The organism is Embleya sp. NPDC001921 (assembly GCF_053594475.1).
Genome location: NZ_JBSFEO010000007.1, coordinates 137,395 through 155,685, shown reverse-complemented (window position 1 = coordinate 155,685; position 18,291 = coordinate 137,395). Strand labels below are relative to the sequence as shown.

General features: G+C 73.0%; 15 protein-coding genes. 10 read left to right on the top strand and 5 right to left on the bottom strand.

Annotated features, from left to right (window positions below; translation table 11 throughout):
* Window positions 1-26 precede the first annotated feature (26 nt).
* Both ACWCPW_RS10775 and ACWCPW_RS10770 read left to right on the top strand, forming a co-directional pair.
* Window positions 27-1,193, top strand: coding sequence for a branched-chain amino acid ABC transporter permease (locus tag ACWCPW_RS10775; protein WP_449761341.1), 1,167 nt, complete (start codon window positions 27-29; stop codon window positions 1,191-1,193).
* A gap of 4 nt (window positions 1,194-1,197) precedes the next feature.
* The gene (locus tag ACWCPW_RS10770) at window positions 1,198-2,460 is read left to right on the top strand and encodes an ABC transporter substrate-binding protein (RefSeq protein WP_449761217.1); all 1,263 of its coding nucleotides are present in this window, start codon (window positions 1,198-1,200) and stop codon (window positions 2,458-2,460) included.
* 54 nt (window positions 2,461-2,514) lie between these two features.
* Here the strand turns inward: ACWCPW_RS10770 and ACWCPW_RS10765 are convergent, their stop codons facing one another.
* Window positions 2,515-3,090, bottom strand: coding sequence for a hypothetical protein (locus tag ACWCPW_RS10765; RefSeq protein ID WP_449761216.1), 576 nt, complete (start codon window positions 3,088-3,090; stop codon window positions 2,515-2,517).
* Between the two features lie 140 nt (window positions 3,091-3,230).
* On the opposite strand from ACWCPW_RS10765, the gene ACWCPW_RS10760 reads away from it, so the two are divergent.
* The 3 genes from ACWCPW_RS10760 (at window position 3,231) to ACWCPW_RS10750 (ending at window position 6,096) form a co-directional block, all read left to right on the top strand.
* Window positions 3,231-3,689 (top strand): MarR family winged helix-turn-helix transcriptional regulator, encoded by a 459-nt coding sequence (locus tag ACWCPW_RS10760; protein WP_449761215.1) that lies wholly within the window; start codon window positions 3,231-3,233, stop codon window positions 3,687-3,689.
* 62 nt (window positions 3,690-3,751) lie between these two features.
* On the top strand, window positions 3,752-5,044 hold the full coding sequence (locus ACWCPW_RS10755; RefSeq protein ID WP_449761214.1) for an acyl-CoA dehydrogenase family protein: 1,293 nt from the start codon (window positions 3,752-3,754) through the stop codon (window positions 5,042-5,044).
* Window positions 5,041-6,096: a phosphotransferase family protein gene (locus tag ACWCPW_RS10750; protein ID WP_449761213.1), complete on the top strand. Its 1,056-nt coding sequence runs from the start codon at window positions 5,041-5,043 to the stop codon at window positions 6,094-6,096. Before ACWCPW_RS10755 ends, ACWCPW_RS10750 begins: the two co-directional genes overlap by 4 nt.
* A gap of 304 nt (window positions 6,097-6,400) precedes the next feature.
* On the opposite strand, the gene ACWCPW_RS10745 is transcribed toward ACWCPW_RS10750, so the two are convergent.
* The 4 genes from ACWCPW_RS10745 to ACWCPW_RS10730 form a co-directional block, all read right to left on the bottom strand.
* Window positions 6,401-7,660 (bottom strand): ABC transporter substrate-binding protein, encoded by a 1,260-nt coding sequence (locus tag ACWCPW_RS10745; protein WP_449761212.1) that lies wholly within the window; start codon window positions 7,658-7,660, stop codon window positions 6,401-6,403.
* Window positions 7,657-9,060, bottom strand: a complete 1,404-nt coding sequence (locus ACWCPW_RS10740) for a hypothetical protein (protein WP_449761211.1) — start codon at window positions 9,058-9,060, stop codon at window positions 7,657-7,659. The genes ACWCPW_RS10745 and ACWCPW_RS10740 overlap by 4 nt, the downstream gene beginning before the upstream one ends.
* Before the next feature lie 535 nt (window positions 9,061-9,595).
* Entirely contained in the window at window positions 9,596-10,351 is a 756-nt protein-coding gene (locus tag ACWCPW_RS10735) for an SDR family NAD(P)-dependent oxidoreductase (protein ID WP_449761210.1), read from the bottom strand.
* On the bottom strand, window positions 10,348-11,088 hold the full coding sequence (locus tag ACWCPW_RS10730; RefSeq protein ID WP_449761209.1) for an SDR family oxidoreductase: 741 nt from the start codon (window positions 11,086-11,088) through the stop codon (window positions 10,348-10,350). Before ACWCPW_RS10730 ends, ACWCPW_RS10735 begins: the two co-directional genes overlap by 4 nt.
* Before the next feature lie 375 nt (window positions 11,089-11,463).
* Here ACWCPW_RS10730 and ACWCPW_RS10725 point away from each other — a divergent pair, with 375 nt between their 5' ends.
* The 5 genes from ACWCPW_RS10725 to ACWCPW_RS10705 all read left to right on the top strand — a co-directional run bounded on the left by ACWCPW_RS10725 (window position 11,464) and on the right by ACWCPW_RS10705 (window position 18,282).
* A complete protein-coding gene (locus ACWCPW_RS10725) occupies window positions 11,464-13,227 on the top strand; it encodes a hypothetical protein (protein ID WP_449761208.1) in 1,764 nt (587 codons plus the stop codon).
* A 163-nt stretch (window positions 13,228-13,390) separates the two neighbouring features.
* A complete protein-coding gene (locus tag ACWCPW_RS10720) occupies window positions 13,391-15,151 on the top strand; it encodes a hypothetical protein (RefSeq protein WP_449761207.1) in 1,761 nt (586 codons plus the stop codon).
* 65 nt (window positions 15,152-15,216) lie between these two features.
* Window positions 15,217-15,774: a putative glycolipid-binding domain-containing protein gene (locus tag ACWCPW_RS10715; protein ID WP_449761206.1), complete on the top strand. Its 558-nt coding sequence runs from the start codon at window positions 15,217-15,219 to the stop codon at window positions 15,772-15,774.
* 156 nt (window positions 15,775-15,930) lie between these two features.
* Entirely contained in the window at window positions 15,931-16,761 is an 831-nt protein-coding gene (locus ACWCPW_RS10710) for a sirohydrochlorin chelatase (RefSeq protein ID WP_449761205.1), read from the top strand.
* A gap of 312 nt (window positions 16,762-17,073) precedes the next feature.
* Entirely contained in the window at window positions 17,074-18,282 is a 1,209-nt protein-coding gene (locus ACWCPW_RS10705) for a CapA family protein (RefSeq protein WP_449761204.1), read from the top strand.
* Window positions 18,283-18,291 lie beyond the last annotated feature (9 nt).

Below are 18,291 nucleotides of genomic sequence, written 5' to 3'. Positions count from 1 at the left end.
CGACGGTGCCCAGGCCCGCGAAATCGATGCCGACCCGGCACGCCTCGACCGCCGCCTCGGGACTGCGCCGGCTGGCCCGGCCCGGCGTCCTGGCGGCGGTGGTGCTGGTGCTGCTGGTGCTGCCGTTCTACGTGACCGCGTTCTGGCTGCAGACCGGCCTGTTCGCGATGGCCGCCGCGATCGGCGCGATCGGCCTGAACCTGCTGTCCGGCACCACCGGCCAACTCTCGCTCGGGCACGCGTTCTTCCTGGCGTGCGGCGCCTACGGCTATGTGTGGTTGGCGGGCGACTCGGGCAAGGTCGGTATCCAACAGCTCAGCGGGGCGGGGCTGCCGCCGCTGGTCGCGCTCGTGCTCGCGGTCTTGCTGACCGGCATCGTGGGCGGCCTGTTCAGCCCGATCTCCGGCCGGCTGCGCGGGATGTACCTCGGCGTGGCCACGCTGGCGCTGGTGTTCATCGGACACCACGTCATGCTCAACGCGAAGTCGGTGACCGGCGGGTTCAACGGACGCTCGGTGACCCCGATGGAGTTCGGCGGCTTCACGCTCACCGACGGCGACCCGGACGGCCTGGAGGTGCTCGGCATCCCGTTCGGGCAGCTCGAGCGGCTCTGGTACTTCGCGTTGGTGCTGGTCCTGGTCGCCGCGTGGACCGCGCACAATCTGCTGCGCGGACGTCCGGGCCGGGCGCTGGGCGCGGTGCGCGACAGCGAGATCGCCGCCTCCGTCATGGGAGTTCCGGTGGCCCGCTACCGCTCGGCGGCGTTCGTGGTGTCGTCGATGTACGCGGGTCTGGCCGGCGCGCTGATCGCGATGATCTTCAACCGCGTGGTGCCGGACTACTTCGGGCTCGCGCTGTCCATCGACTATCTCGCGATGATCGTGATCGGCGGTCTCGGCTCGGTCAGCGGCGCCGTGGTGGGCGCGGTGTTCGTGACGATGCTGCCGCAGGTGCTGAGCAAGTACGCGGACACGCTGCCGCTGGTGGTGGCGCCGGGCAGCCCGGACTCCGGGGTGGGACCCGGGGAGGCCGCGCGCTACCTGTACGGCGCGGCGATCGTGCTCGTCCTGCTGTTCGCGCCCGGCGGCCTGGTGGGCCTGCTGCGCGGCCGGCCCGGCGGCGGTCCCGCCGGCCGCCGCACCGCACGACTCGGACGTACCAAGGGCTCCATCCGTACCGGCTCGAAGGGGTAACACAGTGAGGCTCCGGAATGGCGTGCGCGTGGGGGCGGCGCTCGCGGCGCTCGTGCTGGCCGCGACGGCGTGCAGCACCAAGGGTGACGACGACAAGAAGGACAAGCAGTCCGGTGGCGTCAAGACCGGACCAGGGATCACCGATACGACCATCACGCTCGGCGCGCTGACCGACCTGTCCGGTCCGTACGCGCCGCTGGGCAAGAGCATCGTCAACGCGCAGCAGTTGTACGTGGACGAGATCAACGCGCAGGGCGGGATCTGCGGTCGCAAACTGGCCGTGACGGTGCGCGACCACAGCTACGACGTGCAGAAGGCGGTGGCCGCCTACACCGAGATCAAGGGCGGCGTCGCGGGCTTCCCGCAGGTGATCGGCTCGGCCGTGGTCACCGCGTTGCAGGACAGCCTGAAACAGGATCAGATCCTCACCTTCCCGCAGGCGTGGGCCGCGACGCTGCTGAATCGGCGCGAGATCCAGATCGTGGGGACCACGTACGACATCGACATGATCAACGCGATGGACTTCCTGGGCCAGGCCGCCCAGCTCAAGTCCGGGGACAAGGTCGGGCACGTCTACTTCGAGGGCGAGTACGGCGAGAACGCGCTGGCGGGCGCGAAGTTCGCGGCCGGCAAGACCGGCGTGCAGATCGTCGAGCAGAAGATCAAGGCGACCGACACCGATCTCACCGCGCAGATCGCCGCGTTGCGCGGCGCCGGGGTCAAGGCGATCCTGATCAGCGCCGGGCCGACCCAGACCGCGACCCTGGTCGGCTTCGGCGCGGTGGCCGGTTTGCGGGTGCCGGTGCTCACCAGCGCGCCGGGCTTCCACCCCCAGGTGATGGCCAGCGCCGCGGCGGGGGCACTGGAGCAACTCCTGTACGTGGTCAGCGCGGCGCCGGCGATCGGGGCCGACACACCGGCGGTGAAGAAGCTGGCCGCGGACTACAAGGCCAAGTACCCGGACGGGACGCTGGATCAGGGTGTGATCTCCGGATACAACGCGATGAAGATCTTCGGTGAGGACCTGAAGGCGGCGTGTGCCGACAAGGACCTCTCGCACGCCGGGATCATCGCCGCGCACCGCAAGCAGAAGCAGATGGACACCGGGCTCGGCGTGGCGCAGGACTTCTCCGACCCGGCCAAGCCGGCCAGCTACAAGTCGTACATCCTCAAGCCGAGCAAGGCCGCGCCGGGCAACCTGGTGGTGGCCAAGGACGCGTTCGAGGTGCCGGCCGTGCGCGAGTACAAGCTGCCCGCGGCGGGATAGCGGCGCGGTAGGGCGGTGTCGGGGCTCGGGGCCGTGTGCCTCGGGCCCCACCTGCTAGGCCGGGCGGTACGCGGTGCCCGGTCGGAAGGTGAGGGTGATCCGGGCGCCCGGCCGGGCGGTGGCGTCGGCGGTCAGCGCGGCGCCGGTGAGGGTGTGCAGGCGGGCGGTGCCGGTGCCGGCGTGGGCGGCGACGCTCGGGCGGGCCCGGACCGCCGCGAGGGGGCCGTCGGGGCCGGTCATCCGGCTGGGCGGGCCACCGGCGTGGCGCAGTTCGACCACGCCGGGGCCCAGGACCAGGTATTGCAGGTCGTGCACGAGCACCCGACAGGCGACCACCGAGGCGGCCGGGGTGGCCTCGTGCGCGAGGTCGCAGCGGGCCCCGTGCAGTGCGGCGGTCTCGGCGACGGTGTCGGCCAGACAGTCGGTGATGCCCCGGTCCGGGCGGTCGGTCAACCGGGCCAGCAGATGGACGCCCAGCCGGCGCAGGAACCAGTCCATGCCGTGCCCGCACCCGCCCACCGGCTCGGTTTGCGCGGCGGCCACGACCACGGCGGCCTCGGGCGAGGTGAGCGCGAACGCGCGCGCCCCGGAATCGTTTCGCGGGTCGTCGACGACCACCTCGGCATGCACGATGATCAGTGTTGGGGACGAAGGCCCGGTCCGGACAGGGGTGCGGCGTCGATTGGCTCGAACGTGTGGCCGGCGGCCCGGTTCGACCGGCTTGTCGGGCGCGTGTTCGTGGCCGGCGGCGCGGCCGTACGCTGGCGCCCATGACCGACGTGGAGAGCCGACGCAGGATCAACGAGGCGATCAGCTCGATCCGCAGACTGATGAGCAGCCGCCGGCTGGACGCGTTGCACGTGGAGCGCTCCGGCGTGCCGTTGAGCCTGGTCGCGATCGGTGTGCTGCATCGCATCATCGACTTCGGGCCGATCCGGCCGACCGAGTTGGCCGAGCGCGCCGACATCCAACCCGCCGCGCTGAGCCGGCAGATTCGGATCCTGGAGGAGGGCGGCTACACGGTCCGGGTCACCGACCCCGACGACGGCCGGGTCGCGCTCCTGGAGGCCACCGAGCGCGGGCGGGAGGCGTACCGGATGTTCGTGGCCGCCAACGACACGATGCTGGCCCGGCAGTTGGCGGGCTGGACGGCCGAGGAACTCAACGACCTGGCCGACCGGATGCAGCGGTTGGTCGCGGACCTGCGCGGGCCGCTCGACGAGGAGTGAGGACACCGCGCCCGCCTCGCCAGATGATTGACCCTGTTAATTAACCGGGTTAACGTCCGATCATGGCATGGGACTTCAGCACCGACCCCGACGTCGCGGCCGAGCTCGACTGGATGCGCCGGCTGGTGGTCGAGGAGATCGAACCGCTCGACCTGGTCCGGGCCCGGATGAGCGCGGACAACTGGCGGGCGGTCACCGACCCGCTCAAGCAGGCGGTCAAGGACCGCGGCCTGTGGGCCGCGCACCTGGACCCGGCGCTCGGCGGCGGCGGTTTCGGCCAGGTCCGGCTGGCCCTGATGCACGAGATCCTCGGTCGTACGCCGTCCGCCCCGGCGATCTTCGGCAACCAGGCGCCGGACTCGGGCAACGGTGAACTGCTCGCGGTGGGCGCGACCGACGCGCAGAAGGAGCGCTGGTTGTGGCCGCTCCTGGCGGGGCGGCTGACCAGTTCGTTCTCGCTGACCGAGCCGCACACGGCCGGGTCGGATCCGACCGGGATCCGCACCCGGGCGGTGCGGGACGGGGACGAGTGGGTGCTGGACGGGCACAAGTGGTTCGCCTCCAACGCGCGCCGCGCGGACTTCGTGCTGGTCTTCGCGGTCACCGACCCCGAGGCCGAACCGCACCGCCGGGCGTCGATGTTCGTGGTCGAACGGGACACGCCCGGGATGCGGATCGTGCGCGACGTGCACACCATGCACCACCCCTACGACGGCGCCGAGACCGCACACCTGGGCGGTCACGCGGAGATCCGGTTCGAGGGCTGCCGGGTGCCGCACGCGCACCTGATCGGCGCTCCCGGCGACGCGTTCACGCTGGCCCAGAAGCGGCTCAACGCCGGCCGCATCCACCACACCATGCGCTGGATCGGCCAGTGCCGCCGAGCCTTCGACATGCTCTGCGAGCGGGCCCTGTCGCGCCGCTCGCACGGTCGGTTGCTGGCCGAGCACCAACTCGTGCAGCAGATGGTGACCGACTCCACGATCGGCATCGAGGCGTTGCGGCTGATGACCCTCAAGGCCGCGTGGACGTGGGACCACCAGGGTCCGAAGGCGGCCCGGCAGGCGGTCTCCGAGGTCAAGTACTGGGGCGCGAAGGTGCTGCACGACGTGCTGGACCGGGCGATCCAGGTGCACGGCGCGCTGGGCTACTCGACCGACCTGCCGTTGGAGGAGATGTACCGCGTCGCGCGCAACTTCCGGTTGTCCGACGGCGCGGACGAGGTGCACGTCGCGCAGGTCGCCAAGCTCGCGCTGCGCGGCCACACCGCGGTGGAGGGCTGGCCGAGCGAGCACGTCCCGACCCGCCGCGCCGCCGCGGAGGCGCGCTACGCGACCTGGCTGGACCTGCCGTGACGGCGGCGAACCCCGGGGCGCCCGGGACACCGGACGTGCGGGCGCTGACCGCGTGGTCGGTGGCGTGCGGTGTGCTCGCGCCCGGGGTCGAGGTGCGGATCGAGCCGCTGGCGGGCGGGTCGTCGAATCCGACCTACCGGGTCCGGGGCGGCGACGCGGACCTGGTGCTGCGTACGCCGCCCGTACGGGGCGGGTTGCCCACCGCGCACGACATGGACCGCGAATACCGGTTCCAGAACGCGCTGGCGGGCAGCGCGGTGCCGGTCGCGCCGATGGTGGCGTCGTGTTCGGACCCGGCGGTGATCGGGGTGCCGTTCTACCTGATGGGCCGGCTGGACGGGGTCGTGCACGCGCGGGCCGAGACGGTGCGCGCGCTGCCCCCGGACGTCGCCGCGGCGGCGGGCCGGGCGCTGGCCCGGACCCTGGCCGCGCTGCACGCGGTGGATCCGGTCGCGGTGGGACTGGCCTCGTACGCGCGGCCCGAGCCGTATCCGGTACGCCAGTTGCGGCGCTGGCGGCGGCAGTGGGCGGCCTCCGGCGCGGATCCGGTGCCGGTGGTCGACCGAGTACTGGACGTGCTGTCCGAGCGGTTGCCCGACGCGGGTCCGGAGCGGATCGTGCACGGCGACTACAACCTGGCGAACGTGATGTACGAACGGGCCCGCCCGGATCGGGTGCTGGCGGTGCTCGACTGGGAAATGGCCGCGCTCGGGCCGCCGGCGGCGGATCTCGGTCAACTGCTCGCGTACTGGGGTCCGGCCGGCCGGTTGTTGTTCGCCGAACGCGGGGGACATCTGCCGGACGCCAATCCCGGGTTGCCCTCGGCCGGCGAACTGGTCACCGAGTACGCCGAGACCGCTCGGCGATTCGCCGGAATCGAGCTGAACATCCGTCATATCCCGTTCTGGGAAGCCTTCGCGGTGATCAAGCTGGCGATCGTCTGCGCGGGTGCGCTGCGTCGCGGGACGAATCCGTCCGGTGTGCGTCGGGCGCGGATCGTGTCCCTGGTAACCGGTTTGGCAGACATTGCCCAGGACACGCTGAAGGAGTGAGGTTCCGCCTGGAACGAACCCCGAAAATCGGGGCAAATACCTCGATGGTTGTGCGGGGAAAGGTAAAATTATCAAGAACTTCACCCCGGATACGCATGAGTAGCCGGTTGAGGGGCCAAGATTGCAGGTGTTCGCCAGGGAGCGTGGCGAACACCTTGAGACGAGGCGGGCCCGGCCGGGGCGGGCCCGCGTCGTCCCTTCCCGGCAGTGCCGGGGCGTGTCCACACCGCCTCGAGCCGCCCACCCCACCACCGATCGACGGCCCGGCCGACACCCGTGCCGGGACGGCCGGTTCCGGCGCCGGTCAGTACGCGGTGGCCCGCACCCGATCGAGGTCGTCCAGGATCCGCCCGAGGTCCGCGGGCGCGGACACGTAGGCCAACACGGCCCGTTGGAACGCGCTGCGCATCGTGGTCGGCATCAGGTCGGACGCGTCGAAGCGGATCGAGGGCGCGCCGGCCAGCGCGACGCCCAGTCGTCTGGTCACGTCGTCGCGGTAGGCGTCCGGCGACACGTTGGCGTCCGGGGACAGCGCGGTACCGGACTGGACCCAGAGCTCCTGCGCTTGCGTACCGGTGAGGTAGTCGAGCAATTGCCGCGCGGCCGGAGTCGCGTGGAACATCGCCGCGACGTCGCCCGCCACCTCGCGCGGGGAGGGCGTGTCGAAGCCGGGGAAGGCGAACACGTCGTAGTCGCGCCGCGCCCCGGGCGGCGTCCGCGCCGCGTAGCCGCCGGACACGAACGAGGCCTGGTGGTCGAACACGCAACCACCGCGCGCGTCGAGCAGCTCGGCCGACTTGTCGAAGCCGGTCAGCAGGGCGTTGACCGGCCCGCCCAGGACGCTGCCCGGGGTGTTCAGCAACTCGCCCCAGCTCTGCCAGGCGGCCCGGATCTCCGGTGCCTGCCACGAGAGTTGGCCGCGCGCCCAGGCGTCGTAGATGTCCGGGCCCGAGCGGGCCAACACGAGGTCCTCGATCCAGTCGGTGCCGGCCCAGCCCGAGGTGGTGCTGGAGGCCAGTCCCACGCACCACGGGGTCGTCCCGGCGGCGCGCAACCTGGCGGTGGTGGCCTGGAGTTGCGCCCACGAGGTGGGCACCGGCTCGCCCGCGCGGGAGAGTTTGGTGGGATTGAACCAGATCGTGCTCTTGAGCGCGGCCTTGAGCACCACCGCCAACTGCCGACCGTTGACCCGACCCGGGGCCAACCACTCGGGCGCGTAGCCCGGCCGGATCCCGTCCAGCGGGGTCAGCTTGTTCATCTTGTCGTAGTGCAGCAGATCGCCCGGCGAGCTGAGCACCGCGATCTCCGGCGGATCGCCCTCGTCGACCCGACCGGCCAGCACCGCCGCGACATCGCGGGTGCCCTTGAAGCGCACGTCGATGCCGGTCTTCCGCTCGAACGGCGCCACCACGTCCTCGAACGCCTGTTGTTCCCTGCCCTCCCAGGTGCCCAGCACGTGCACCACCCGGGGCGGATCGTCGGCCGCGCACGCCACCGGCGCCAGCGCCGCGCCGAGCAGCAGCAGGGCGCCGAACACCGACCTGGGCCCGCCGGTTCGGGTCACCGCGGCCTCCCGTACTCGAAACGACGGACCAGCAGGCCCGTGAGGGTCAGGACGAGCGCGGCCGCGCACACCACCGGGCCGCCCAGGACGAGCCCGCCGTCGTCGGCGGCCTCCGCCAACGCCTCATCGGCCGCCGCGCGGCCGATGATCAGCGCGTCGGTCAACGCCGTGTCGGCGTCGTCGGCCGCGCCGGACACCCGGTCCGACGCCCGGCCCGTCAGCAGCGCGGTACCGGGCCCGCCGTCCCGGGTGCCACCGGGCGGTGCCTGTGCCCGGGCCCGATCCGCGGCGTCGCGCAGCGCGGTGAGCGCGGTCAGCGCGCGAGCACCCGCCGCGCGCAACGTCGTCGAGCGGTCCTCGGCCAGGGCGGTGGCGATCAGGCCGCCGAACCTGGGATCCGCACCGGCTACGACGCCGTCGATCTCGGCCGCCGACGGCAACGGGTCGGCCAGATCCCGAAACGTCAGGCCCGCCTTCACGTCGGTCGCGCGCGGAACGCCGCCGGAGGCGATGTCCAGCGCCGCGGTGCCGACCACCTCGTGCACGGCGGTACGCGCCTGCCACAGCGCGGACTGCCCGGTGACCCCGCGCCCGGCACCCTCGGCGAGCCGGTCGTGCGTGGTCTGCGCGTGCAGCACGGTCCAGGCGATCAGGGCGGCCAACGCGGCCGCGCCGAGCAGCAGCAGCGGGCTGGTCCGGCGCCGGAAGCGCCGACGCACATAGGCGTGTGCGGCCAGGACGAGCAGCAGCGCCACGAACGCGGTCGCGCCGAACGGGACGGCCACGTACGCGCCTACCCACCAGGTCGAGCGAGCCGCGCGGATGTCGTCCAGGTCCGCCCGGCGCTGCTCGTAGAGACTGGTCACGATCGAGCGCCGCAGGTCGGACGCGTAGAACACGTTGGCCAGGGACAGCGGTCCGTCGCCGCCGGTCTGGGCCAGGCCGACCATGATCGTGTACTCGACCATGAGCGCGTTCACGCCGGTCAGCCGCGTCCGCGCGCTCGTGTCGCTCCGGTGCAAATCCGTGGCCAGGGTGAGGAATTGGTTCGCCCGCTTGACCGCGTCCTGGTAGTCCTGTCCCGGCCCGGTCAACGAGAACGCGCCCGACACCAGGCTCGTCGCGGTCGCCCGGTCGGCCTCGGTCAGCGCGGACGCGGCCTGGTCCAGGGCCAGTAGGCCCGGGATGCGCCGGTCCTTCAGGTCCGCGGTGGTCGCCTCGGAGCGGTCCGCGATCAGCACGGACAGCGTGAACACGGGGATCAGGGCGAGGACCACCAGGAGCGCCAGCGCCACGAGTCGGGCGGGCGTGGTCGAGGGCGGTCGTGGCAGCCGTTTCGGGCGTGGCCTCGGGCGGTTCTTCGGGCGTGGCGCGGTCGGTGCGGGCGTGGTGCTGGACATGGAACGGGCGCCCCCTCGTTCCGATCGGCGATCCGGACAGGCTAGACGCGTGATCGGCCGGTTACCACACGGTGTTCTCCCTTGTGGGGACAGGCGTGGTCGTGCTACGTACGGGACGGTTTCGGCGGGTGCGCCGCGGTTGCGTCTCGGGTTGCTTTCGGTGGTGTACCGCCCGCTCCACCCGTTGCCCTTGGTGCGGAGGCTGGGGTTTCAGGGGCAGCGGGGGAGCCCGCCCGGGCCCGGCGTCCCCCGGTGTGGTTGCCCGCCGTTGGCTGCGGCGGCTACGGATACGGGGCGGGTCTTTCCTGGGCCGCCAAGCCTGGCTGGGGCCCGGCGCGTCAGCGCCCACGACCTCGGCCGACCCCAGTGATCGACGCGCGAAGCGCGGAGAGCGGCGGAGCCGCAGACTCTGACTTCGTGGCCCGGAGCGAAGCGCAGGGACACGAAGTCACGAGCGAGGGGCCGCCTTTTTCTCGGAGGAGCGAAGCGGGGGAGAGAAAAAGGCGGCCCCTCGCGAGCCGGCGACGAAGTCGCCCTACAAGAAGGTGTCCCGCCCCCCATTGACGATCAGGGTTTGCCCCGTGATGTAGCGGGACCCCGGGCCGCACAGGAAGACCGCAGGGGCGCCGATGTCGGTCTCCGGGTCGCCGACCCGGCGCATCGGGACCTTGTCCGCTATCCGTGACTCCATCGTCGGGTCCGCCTCGAACGCGGACGCCAGTGCGGGCGTCACGGCCAGCGGTGCGAGGCCGTTGACCCGGACGCCGCTCGGACCCCATTCGCGGGCCAGCGCCTTGACGAAGCCGCGCTGCGCGCCCTTGACGCCCGCGTAGAAGGACAGGTTGGCGCTGCCGCGCATGCCGGCGGGCGAGGTGAGCAACAACAGCGCGCCGCGCGTCTCGCACAGCCGCGGGTAGGCCGCGTGGGCCACCGTGAACGAACCGGTGAGCGAGACGTCCGCGTGCTCGCGCCACAGTTCGGGACGTGCCCGCTCGAAGTCCACCGGCTCGCTGGAGCGGCGCGAGGTCGCGTTGTGCACCACCGCGTGCAGCCCACCGAACCGGGCCGCGCTCGCCTCGATCGCGGCACGTACCGATGTCGCCGACGTCACGTCGCACTCGGTCGCCCACCCGGTGCCGCCGCGCGCGGTGATCTCCTCGACCACCTCGGCGGCGGACGCGAGCCGGCGCGCGGTCACCACGACGGTGGAACCGGCCGCCGCCAGGGCCAGCGCGATGCCCCTGCCCAGGCCGGCCGCCGCACCCGTCACCAACGCCACGTGTTCGGTCACGGCGTCATCAGCGCTCCTCCGTCGACGATCAGGGTGGTCCCGGTCAGCCGCGCCGCCGCCGGGGCGAGCAGCAGCGACACCGCGTCCGCGACGTCCCGCGCGGTGCTCGGGCCGGGCAGTACCGCCTCGCCCCGGTCCACGTCGGTGCCGCGCAAGTGCTCCGCGCCGTAGGCGAACACGTCCGGGGTGACGATGTTGACGGTGATCCCGTCGACCGCCCAGCGCCGGGCCGCCGACTTGGCCAGCGCGCGCAGCGCCTCGGCGGCGGTGGCCGGCGCTACCAGATCGGCGGCGCCCTCCAGCGCGACGGCGGGCACGACCAAGACGAACCGGCCCCGGCGCGGGGCCAGCAGTTCCCGGGCAACCTGAAGCACCGTCAGGCCGTGCCGGACCGGTTCCTCCGCGAGCCGGTGCCACTCGGCCGCGGTGAGCGTGGCCAACGGCCGGGGCGACAACGCGTCGGCCGGCAGCAGCGTGTACACGAGCACGTCCACCGCGTCGTGTCCGGCCGCGCGCAGGCCCGCCGCGACGACGGTCCGGAACTCGTCCGGGTCCGCCGGCACAGCACGTATGGTCGCCGGCTCCACCCCGCCGCGCGCCGCCGCGATCCGGGCGGCGGCCGGGCCGGGATCGCCCGGATCGCACAGGATCGGCTCGCAACCGTCCGCGGCGAGCCGGTGCGCGACCGCCTCGCCGAGATCGGCCGCACCCACGACGAGCGCAACACGTTCCGTCACGAGACCTCCGAAGGTGGTGATCGACAGCGCGATGGAACCACGGAGTCGTCGAATTGACCATGCGTCAGATCCGACTCGCGGATGGGCCCTCGGGGATCGGTCACCCGCGGCGCGCGCCCTCACCGATCCCGGGTGCGGCGCCGGTCGGAGGCCGGTTCTTCGGCGCGGAGGACATCACCGACGCGGGCGCGGCGCGCCATGTGCCCACGGGAATCCTCGACTTGGACAATCGCCCGTGCGCCCGCGGGGCCGCCGGCGGCGACCGGGGCCGGGCGGCGCGCACCCGCGCGCGTCGGCGCGTGGGTGCACCTCGGCCGAGTGGTTGTCGGCCGGACCCCGTAGCGTCCAGGTGAGGACGCCACGGAGGGTGCACGAGTGTCGAAGACCGCCATCATCGCGCTGCTGGCCGAATTGAACGATGCCGACGGAATGATCTTCGCACGGATCCGGGACGAGATGCCGGCGGCGCTTCGCGATACCGAGGTGCTGCCGCCCTCGGTGGTGCGCGGCGCGCTGCGAGCGGGCGACGACGCCGCGCTGTTCGCCATCGCCGGCAACCTGGGCCTGCCGCGCGGCGCGCTGCCCGAGTTGTACACCGGCCCCGCGCTGCCGACCCTGCGCGCGCTGCGCGCGCTCGCGCCCGGGAATCCGCGCGCCTACACCGAGGCCACCCGCGGGATCCGCGAATCGATGGCCCGGCACCTGGGCGGTTCGGCACCGGCGTGGGGCCGACTGCTCGCGTCGCTGCCCACCTTCGCGGGGCCGTTGAGCGCGGCGATCGAGGCGGCGGGCGCGGGCGAGGGCGCACCCGGCCTGCGCGTACCGGTCGAACTGCGGGTGGAATTCCGCCACCTGCTGCTGCTCGCGCCGCCGGCATGCCTGGCCGAACTCCTGCCCGCGCTGCCTCCGTACCTCGTGCGCGACCTGCTTCGGTTCGGCGCCCGGGTGCCGGACGCCGTGCTCGCCGACGTGATCGCCCGGGCCACCCCCGCGCAGTGCCTGGCGCTGGCCCGGGCCCGGCGGACCCGGCCCGAGGTGGCCGGCGCGCTGCTCACCCTGGCGGACCCGGCGACGAACGCGGCGCTCTACCTCAACCCGCGTACCGGGCAGGCGATTCGGGCCCGGATCATGGCGTCCTCGACGCCGCTGCACCCGAGTCTGGTGGAACGGGTGTGCAACGACTGGGCGAGCACGATCCGGTTGCCCGCGCTGTGGTCGGGCGATCCGCTCCTGGTGCGCGCCGCGCTGCTCAACCGCGAAGCGATGACCATCACCCTGCCCGAGTGCCTGACCATCTGGCAGGACAAGGGCATCGAGGGGCTGCGCGCGCACCTGCGGACCCTCCCGCCGCGCGGGGACGGCACCCGACCGCGGGTGTTCCGAAGGCCGCGCTATCGCTCGCTGTTGCTGATCGCCCTGCTGCGGCTGTACGAGTGCGCCGGAGTTCGCGCCGCGCTGGACCTGCTGGAGGAACTGGAGCCGGAACCCCGGTTGGCCGACCGCTGTCGGGAACTGCTGACATCGCCCGCCGCGGACACCGAACTGCGCGCGTGGATCGCCAGGTCGATCGGCGACCCACCGCTGGTCCGGCGCCTGCGCCGGTACGTGCCCGCCTTCGAGTGGCCGATGCTGGAGACGAGTACCCCCGATTGGGCGCGGATCGGCCGAGCGCACCGCCGCAGCGCGTTCCCGCCCCGGTCGTTGGCGCTGTTGGCCGAACAGGACGGCTGTCCGGACGAGTTGCGCCGCGAGATCGAATTCGGCCCGCCCTCGGAGGAGATGAGCCGGTGCGGGCCCTGGCCGGCCCCCGTCCAGTGGTGGGACCCGAGGTCGCGGCGGCGCGGCGACGCCGGGTTCCGGATCGCGAGCGACCTGGCCGCCGGCCGACTGCCGATCGCCGAGGTTCTGACCGGTCAGCGGGCCACCGTGGCCGCGGAACTGCTCGGGCTGCGCGAGAGGATCCTTCCCGACAGCCGGACGGCCTGCGAACTCCGGGACGGATTCCGCGAACTGATCGACAGTCAGGTGGAACCGGCGGACCGCGCGGCCTTCGCGGCGGTCGCCCTGCGCCTGCTCCCGCACTTCGAGGGAAGTCTGGCCGAACTGGTCGCCACCGCGGCCGGTGCCGCCCGCGGCTGACCCGTACGTCCGTCCCGTACCGCTCGCCCCCCGGCGGACCACTACCCTTCGTCCCCCGGGCGGGCCACCACCGTCGTTCCCCGGCGGGCCCCACCGTACGTCTTCGTGTGTGCCGCCACGCTTCGTCCCCGAGTGGGCCACGACTCCCGAGAGGGCATCCGACATGCACTATGCCTCCGCGTTCGCGCTGCTCGCCGCGCTGGACAACGCCGACGGCGAGGTGTTCGCCCGGGTCCGCGGGACCTACGCCCCGCACCTGGGCGAGACACGCGGACTCCCGGCCGCGCTGATCACCTCGGTGATCCGATACGGCACCGGTGCCGACCTGATCCTGGCCGCGACGCGCAACCCGAACATCCGGGTGACCACCGAGGTGCTCGCCGAGGCGCGACCCGCCATCGCGGCGCTGCGCTTCCTCCGACACTGCGCCGCGCACGACGCCTTCTCCTACCTGCGGCCGACCACCGAGGTGACCGCGCTCCTGGAGCGGCACCTGGGGGCCGACCCGCGCGCGTGGTCCCGGCTGTTGGCGCTGCTGCCCGACTGCCAGGGCACCGTGGCCGAACTCGTCGAGGCGGCCGGCGCCGGCGAGGGCGGCACCGAGGCGATCCCGGCCCCGCCGCGCACGGTGGCCACCGAGTGGCGCCAACTGCTGTTGTCGGCCCGCCCCGAGCTGCTGACCGCGCTCGTGCCGCACCTGCGCCCACGCACGATGCGCGACCTCGTGCACTTCGGCGCCCTGCTGCCGGGGCCGATCGTCACCGAGGTGGTGCGCCGCGCGACGCCGAAGCAGCGGCTCGCGCTGGCCACCGCGGGATCGGTGCGCCCCGAGGCGTACGACGCGCTGATCGACCTGGGCGATCCGGAGGTGAACGCGGCCGTCTACAACAACCCCAGGGTGGGCGACCGCGAGCGGAACCGGATCATGGCCGCCGCCGGCACCGTCCCGCTCGACCCGGACACGAGGTCGCGGGCGCTTCGGGTGGGCAACACCCGCTACCGGCGCCCCGGGGTGTGGTCCGGCGATCCGGCGCTCGTGCGGGCCGCGCTGTTGCGGGTGCGGCAGGCGAACACGAGTGTGTCCACCTGTATCCAGACGTGGGAGCGGGGCGGGATGCCGGCGCTGCGCCCGCTGTTCCGCGACACCTTCGGGAACAGGCGGCAGCACGAGCCGTTCGTGGTGCCCGTGCATCGTGCGGTCCTGCTCGGCGCGCTGCTCGCCCTGTGGGATCGGCACGGCGTCGCGGCGGCGGCGAGCCTGGTCGAGGATCTGCCGCTGCGGGAGGGGCCGGCGGCGAAGCTGCGCGCGATGTTCGAGGCCGGCGACGACGGCCGCGCGCGGCTGCGGGCCGAGTACGAGAGCGGCCTCGCCCGACGGTCGCCCCGGTCGGACCCCCCGGGTGTGCCGCGGGGCTTCCTGATCGGCGCGCCCTGGGATCCGCGGGCCGCCTGGTCGGCCCTGGAGGCCGCGCACGCCCGGACGCCGCTGCCGGCCGCGACCGCGCGCCACCTGACCGCGCTCCCGGACTGTCCGGCCCCGATCGCCGAGGCCGCCGACGACGGCGAGGCGCTGCGCGAGCGGTGGCCGGTGGGCGGCGGATGGCGTCGGATGTACCCGCACGACGACATCCACACGAAGGAGGTGCGTCGGCTGCGTGTCGAGCTGACGAAGATTCCGGATCTGGCCGAGCGGGTGTTCACCGCCGCCACGCCCGCCGAGCGGGCGCTGGAGCTGTACGACCGGATCCAGCGCTACGCGCCCGAACCGGAGTTGGCCGCCGCGCAGCGCGCGCGGATGCCCGAGTACATCCGCGAATACCTGGGTGAGGGCCTGGAGGCCCGGGTGATCGCCGCGCGGATGGCCCCTTCGTTCGCCGGGACACTGCCCGAGCTGTTCGCCACCGCGGCTGCCGCGGCCGGCTGAACGGGCCCGTGCCGGGGTCGGAAAAGCGTTGGTGCGGACGGCCGAATCGGGGTACCGATGCACACGTGACGGATGAGCGCGTACTGACGTGGCAGGTGACCGAGAGCGGCGGGCAGGAGACCTCGTGGGTCGAGTTGGGGGAGTCGTGGCTCTCCGCGCGGGGCGAGGCCCTGGGCACGACGCCGCGGTCGTACCGGCTCACCTACCAGCTCGAGACGGGACAGGACTACGTGACCACCCGATTGCGGGTGGTCGCGCAGGGTGCGGGCGAGACCAGACGGCTGGACCTGCGGCGCACCGCCGACGGCTGGACGGCGGACGGCGTGCCCAGACCGGACCTGGCCGACGCGCTCGACTGCGACCTGGGCCTGTGTCCGCTCACCAACACGATGCCGATCCTGCGTCACGGGCTGCACGAGGAGGCCGGCCGGCACCGCTTCCTGATGGCCTTCGTGGCCGTGCCGGAGTTGGTGGTGGCGCCGTCCTGGCAGACGTACACGCACCTGGGCGTGGAACCCGAGGGGGCTCGGGTGCGCTACGAGTCCGGTGATTTCCGCAGCGATCTGCTCGTGGACCGGGAGGGATTGGTGGTGGACTATCCGCAGTTGGCCACCCGAATCTGAGCGCGGCGGGCCCCCGATCGACGGTGGATCAACCGCCGTCGGAGCGGCGAAATCCGGGCCGCCGACGGCACTGCCGGTGATCATGGCCGTAACAGTCCTGTTGCTCTTGTCGTCCTGCTGTGAAGGCTTTGGCCGGATTCCATAAAATTCGGTCCCATGAGCTCCTCCTCGGACGCAGCGTCCCCGCTGCCCGCCCGCACTCCAGGTCTGCCCACCCGGGTGCCGCAACCCCGTCAGGGCGGACGGCACCGTCGGCCCGATTCCCACGAACTCCCGGAGGCCGCCAAACCGTTGATTCTCGCCGTGCCCGGCCCCGCGAACGCCGACCTGCTCGCCCTGGTGAGCGAGGTCGCGTTGTTGGCCGGCGCGGATCTGCCCGGACTCGACATCCGGCCGGTGGTGATAGAGGAGGACGGCACCGACCTCGCCGCCGTCCTGCGCGGCGCGCCGTCGGCGGTCGTCGTCCCGCTCCTGCTCGGTCCCGACGCCGAGGCCGCGGCCCGGACCGAGGCCGTTCTGGCCGCCGCGGAAGGCGAGTTCCTGCGCTGCGGCGTGCTCGGTCCGCACCCGCTGCTGGCCGAGGTACTGCACGAGCGGTTGTCCGAGGCCGGCCTGGCCCGGGCCGACCGGGCCCGTCTGTTCAGCGTCGCCACCGCCGCCGAGGGGATCGTGCTGGTCACCGACGGTGGTCCGGAGGCGGTCGCCGCGGCGGAGGTGACCGGTGTGCTGCTCGCGGCCCGACTCGCGTTGCCGGTGATGACCGCCGACCTGGGCGACCCGAAGACGGTGTCGGTCGCCGCCGAGCGGCTGCGCGAGATGGGCGCGGCCTCGATAGCACTCGCGCCGCACGTGCTCGGTCCCGATGTCGAGACCGGTCGGATCGCCGAGGTCGCGGCCCAGGCCGGGTGTACGGCGGCCGAGCCGATCGGCGCGCACACCTCGGTGGCGAAGCTGATCCTGCACAAGTACCTGGAGGCCTGCGGCTAGGGCCCATGCCGGGCGGCGCGGACCAGCCGAGATCCCCGGGACAGGCCCCGATCCTGTCCCCACCCGGGATTCGGCCGCGCGCGGCTCGCGAGGCGGCGCATGGCTCCCCCCGTGCCATGCGCCGCCGATTCGGGGTGCCCCCGGGCCACCCTGTGGACCCGGACGGGCGAGTGATCCCACGCGCGCCGCGGCCCTCGACGTCCCGGGTAAGGCCGGGCGGATCAGGGGTTGGCCGGTCACGAGCGGGCTGGAAGAGTTCCGCCAATCGGCGGCTCTTTCGCTGCGGCGCTCGGCTGGGGGGAATACGCGGCCATGGATACGTCACGCAAGAGATACGGCGCCGCGATCGCGCTGGTGGCGCTCGGTCTGCTGGCAGGGCTGATCACCCTGGTCTGGGACTCGAGCCGGACCGAGGACGGCGCGCGCAAGGACTCGGCCGCCTCGGCGCCCACCGCTCCCGCTCCCACGGCAGCGGCCCCGGGCAGGCAGCCGATGACCCTCACCCTGACCACCACGGGCGACGTGCTCGCCTACCCGACGATCATCGCCCAGTCCGAGCGGGACGCCGGCGGCTCCGGGAACGACTTCCACAAGATCTTCGCGGACGTGGTGCCGCTGGTGCAGCAGGCCGACCTGGCGCTGTGTCACATGGAGACCCCATACGCCCCGCCCGAGGGGCCGTTCACCGGCTACCCGATCTTCGCCGCGCCGCCGCAGATCGCCCGCACGCTCGCGGACACCGGCTACGACGGTTGCTCGACCGCGTCCAACCACACCCTCGACGGCGGCTTCAAGGGGGTCCAGCGCACGCTGGACACGCTGGACGCGGCGGGTGTGCGGCACGCGGGCAGCGCGCGCAGCGAGCAGGAGGCCGCGCCGACCATCCTGGACGTCAAGGGCGTCAAGGTCGCGCACCTGTCCTGGACGTACGACACCAACGGGATTCCGCTGCCCGAGGGCAAGCCGTGGTCGGTCAACGTGATCGACAAGCAGCGGATGATCGCCCAGGCCCGGGCCGCTCGGGCCGACGGCGCCGAGCTGGTCCTGTTGAGCGTGCACTGGGGGACCGAGTGGCAGCGCGAGCCGGACGAGCAACAGCGCACCTTGGCACGGGAGTTGACCGCTTCGACGAACAACGGCGGCAAGGACTTCGACCTGATCATCGGCACGCACAACCACGTGCCGCAGGCCTACGAGAAGGTCAACGGCACGTGGGTGATCTACGGGATGGGCGACCAACTCGCCAACTTCCCGGACAAGCCGCGCGGCAACTACAGCTCGGCCGGGCTGTTCACCTTCTCCCGGGACGCGGCGGGCGCGTGGAGCGTGACCGATGCGCGGTTCCGCCCGCTGTACTCGCACCCCGGGCCGCCGTTTCGCATCCTGGACGTGAACAAGGCGCTGGCCGACCCGAGCACGCCCGCCGACACCCGGGCGCTGCTGGAGGCCGCGCACTCCGGCGTGGTGGACGCGGTGCTCTCCGAGGGAGCGGCCGGGGCGGGGCTCATCGAGTCGAAGTAGGGCGGCGCA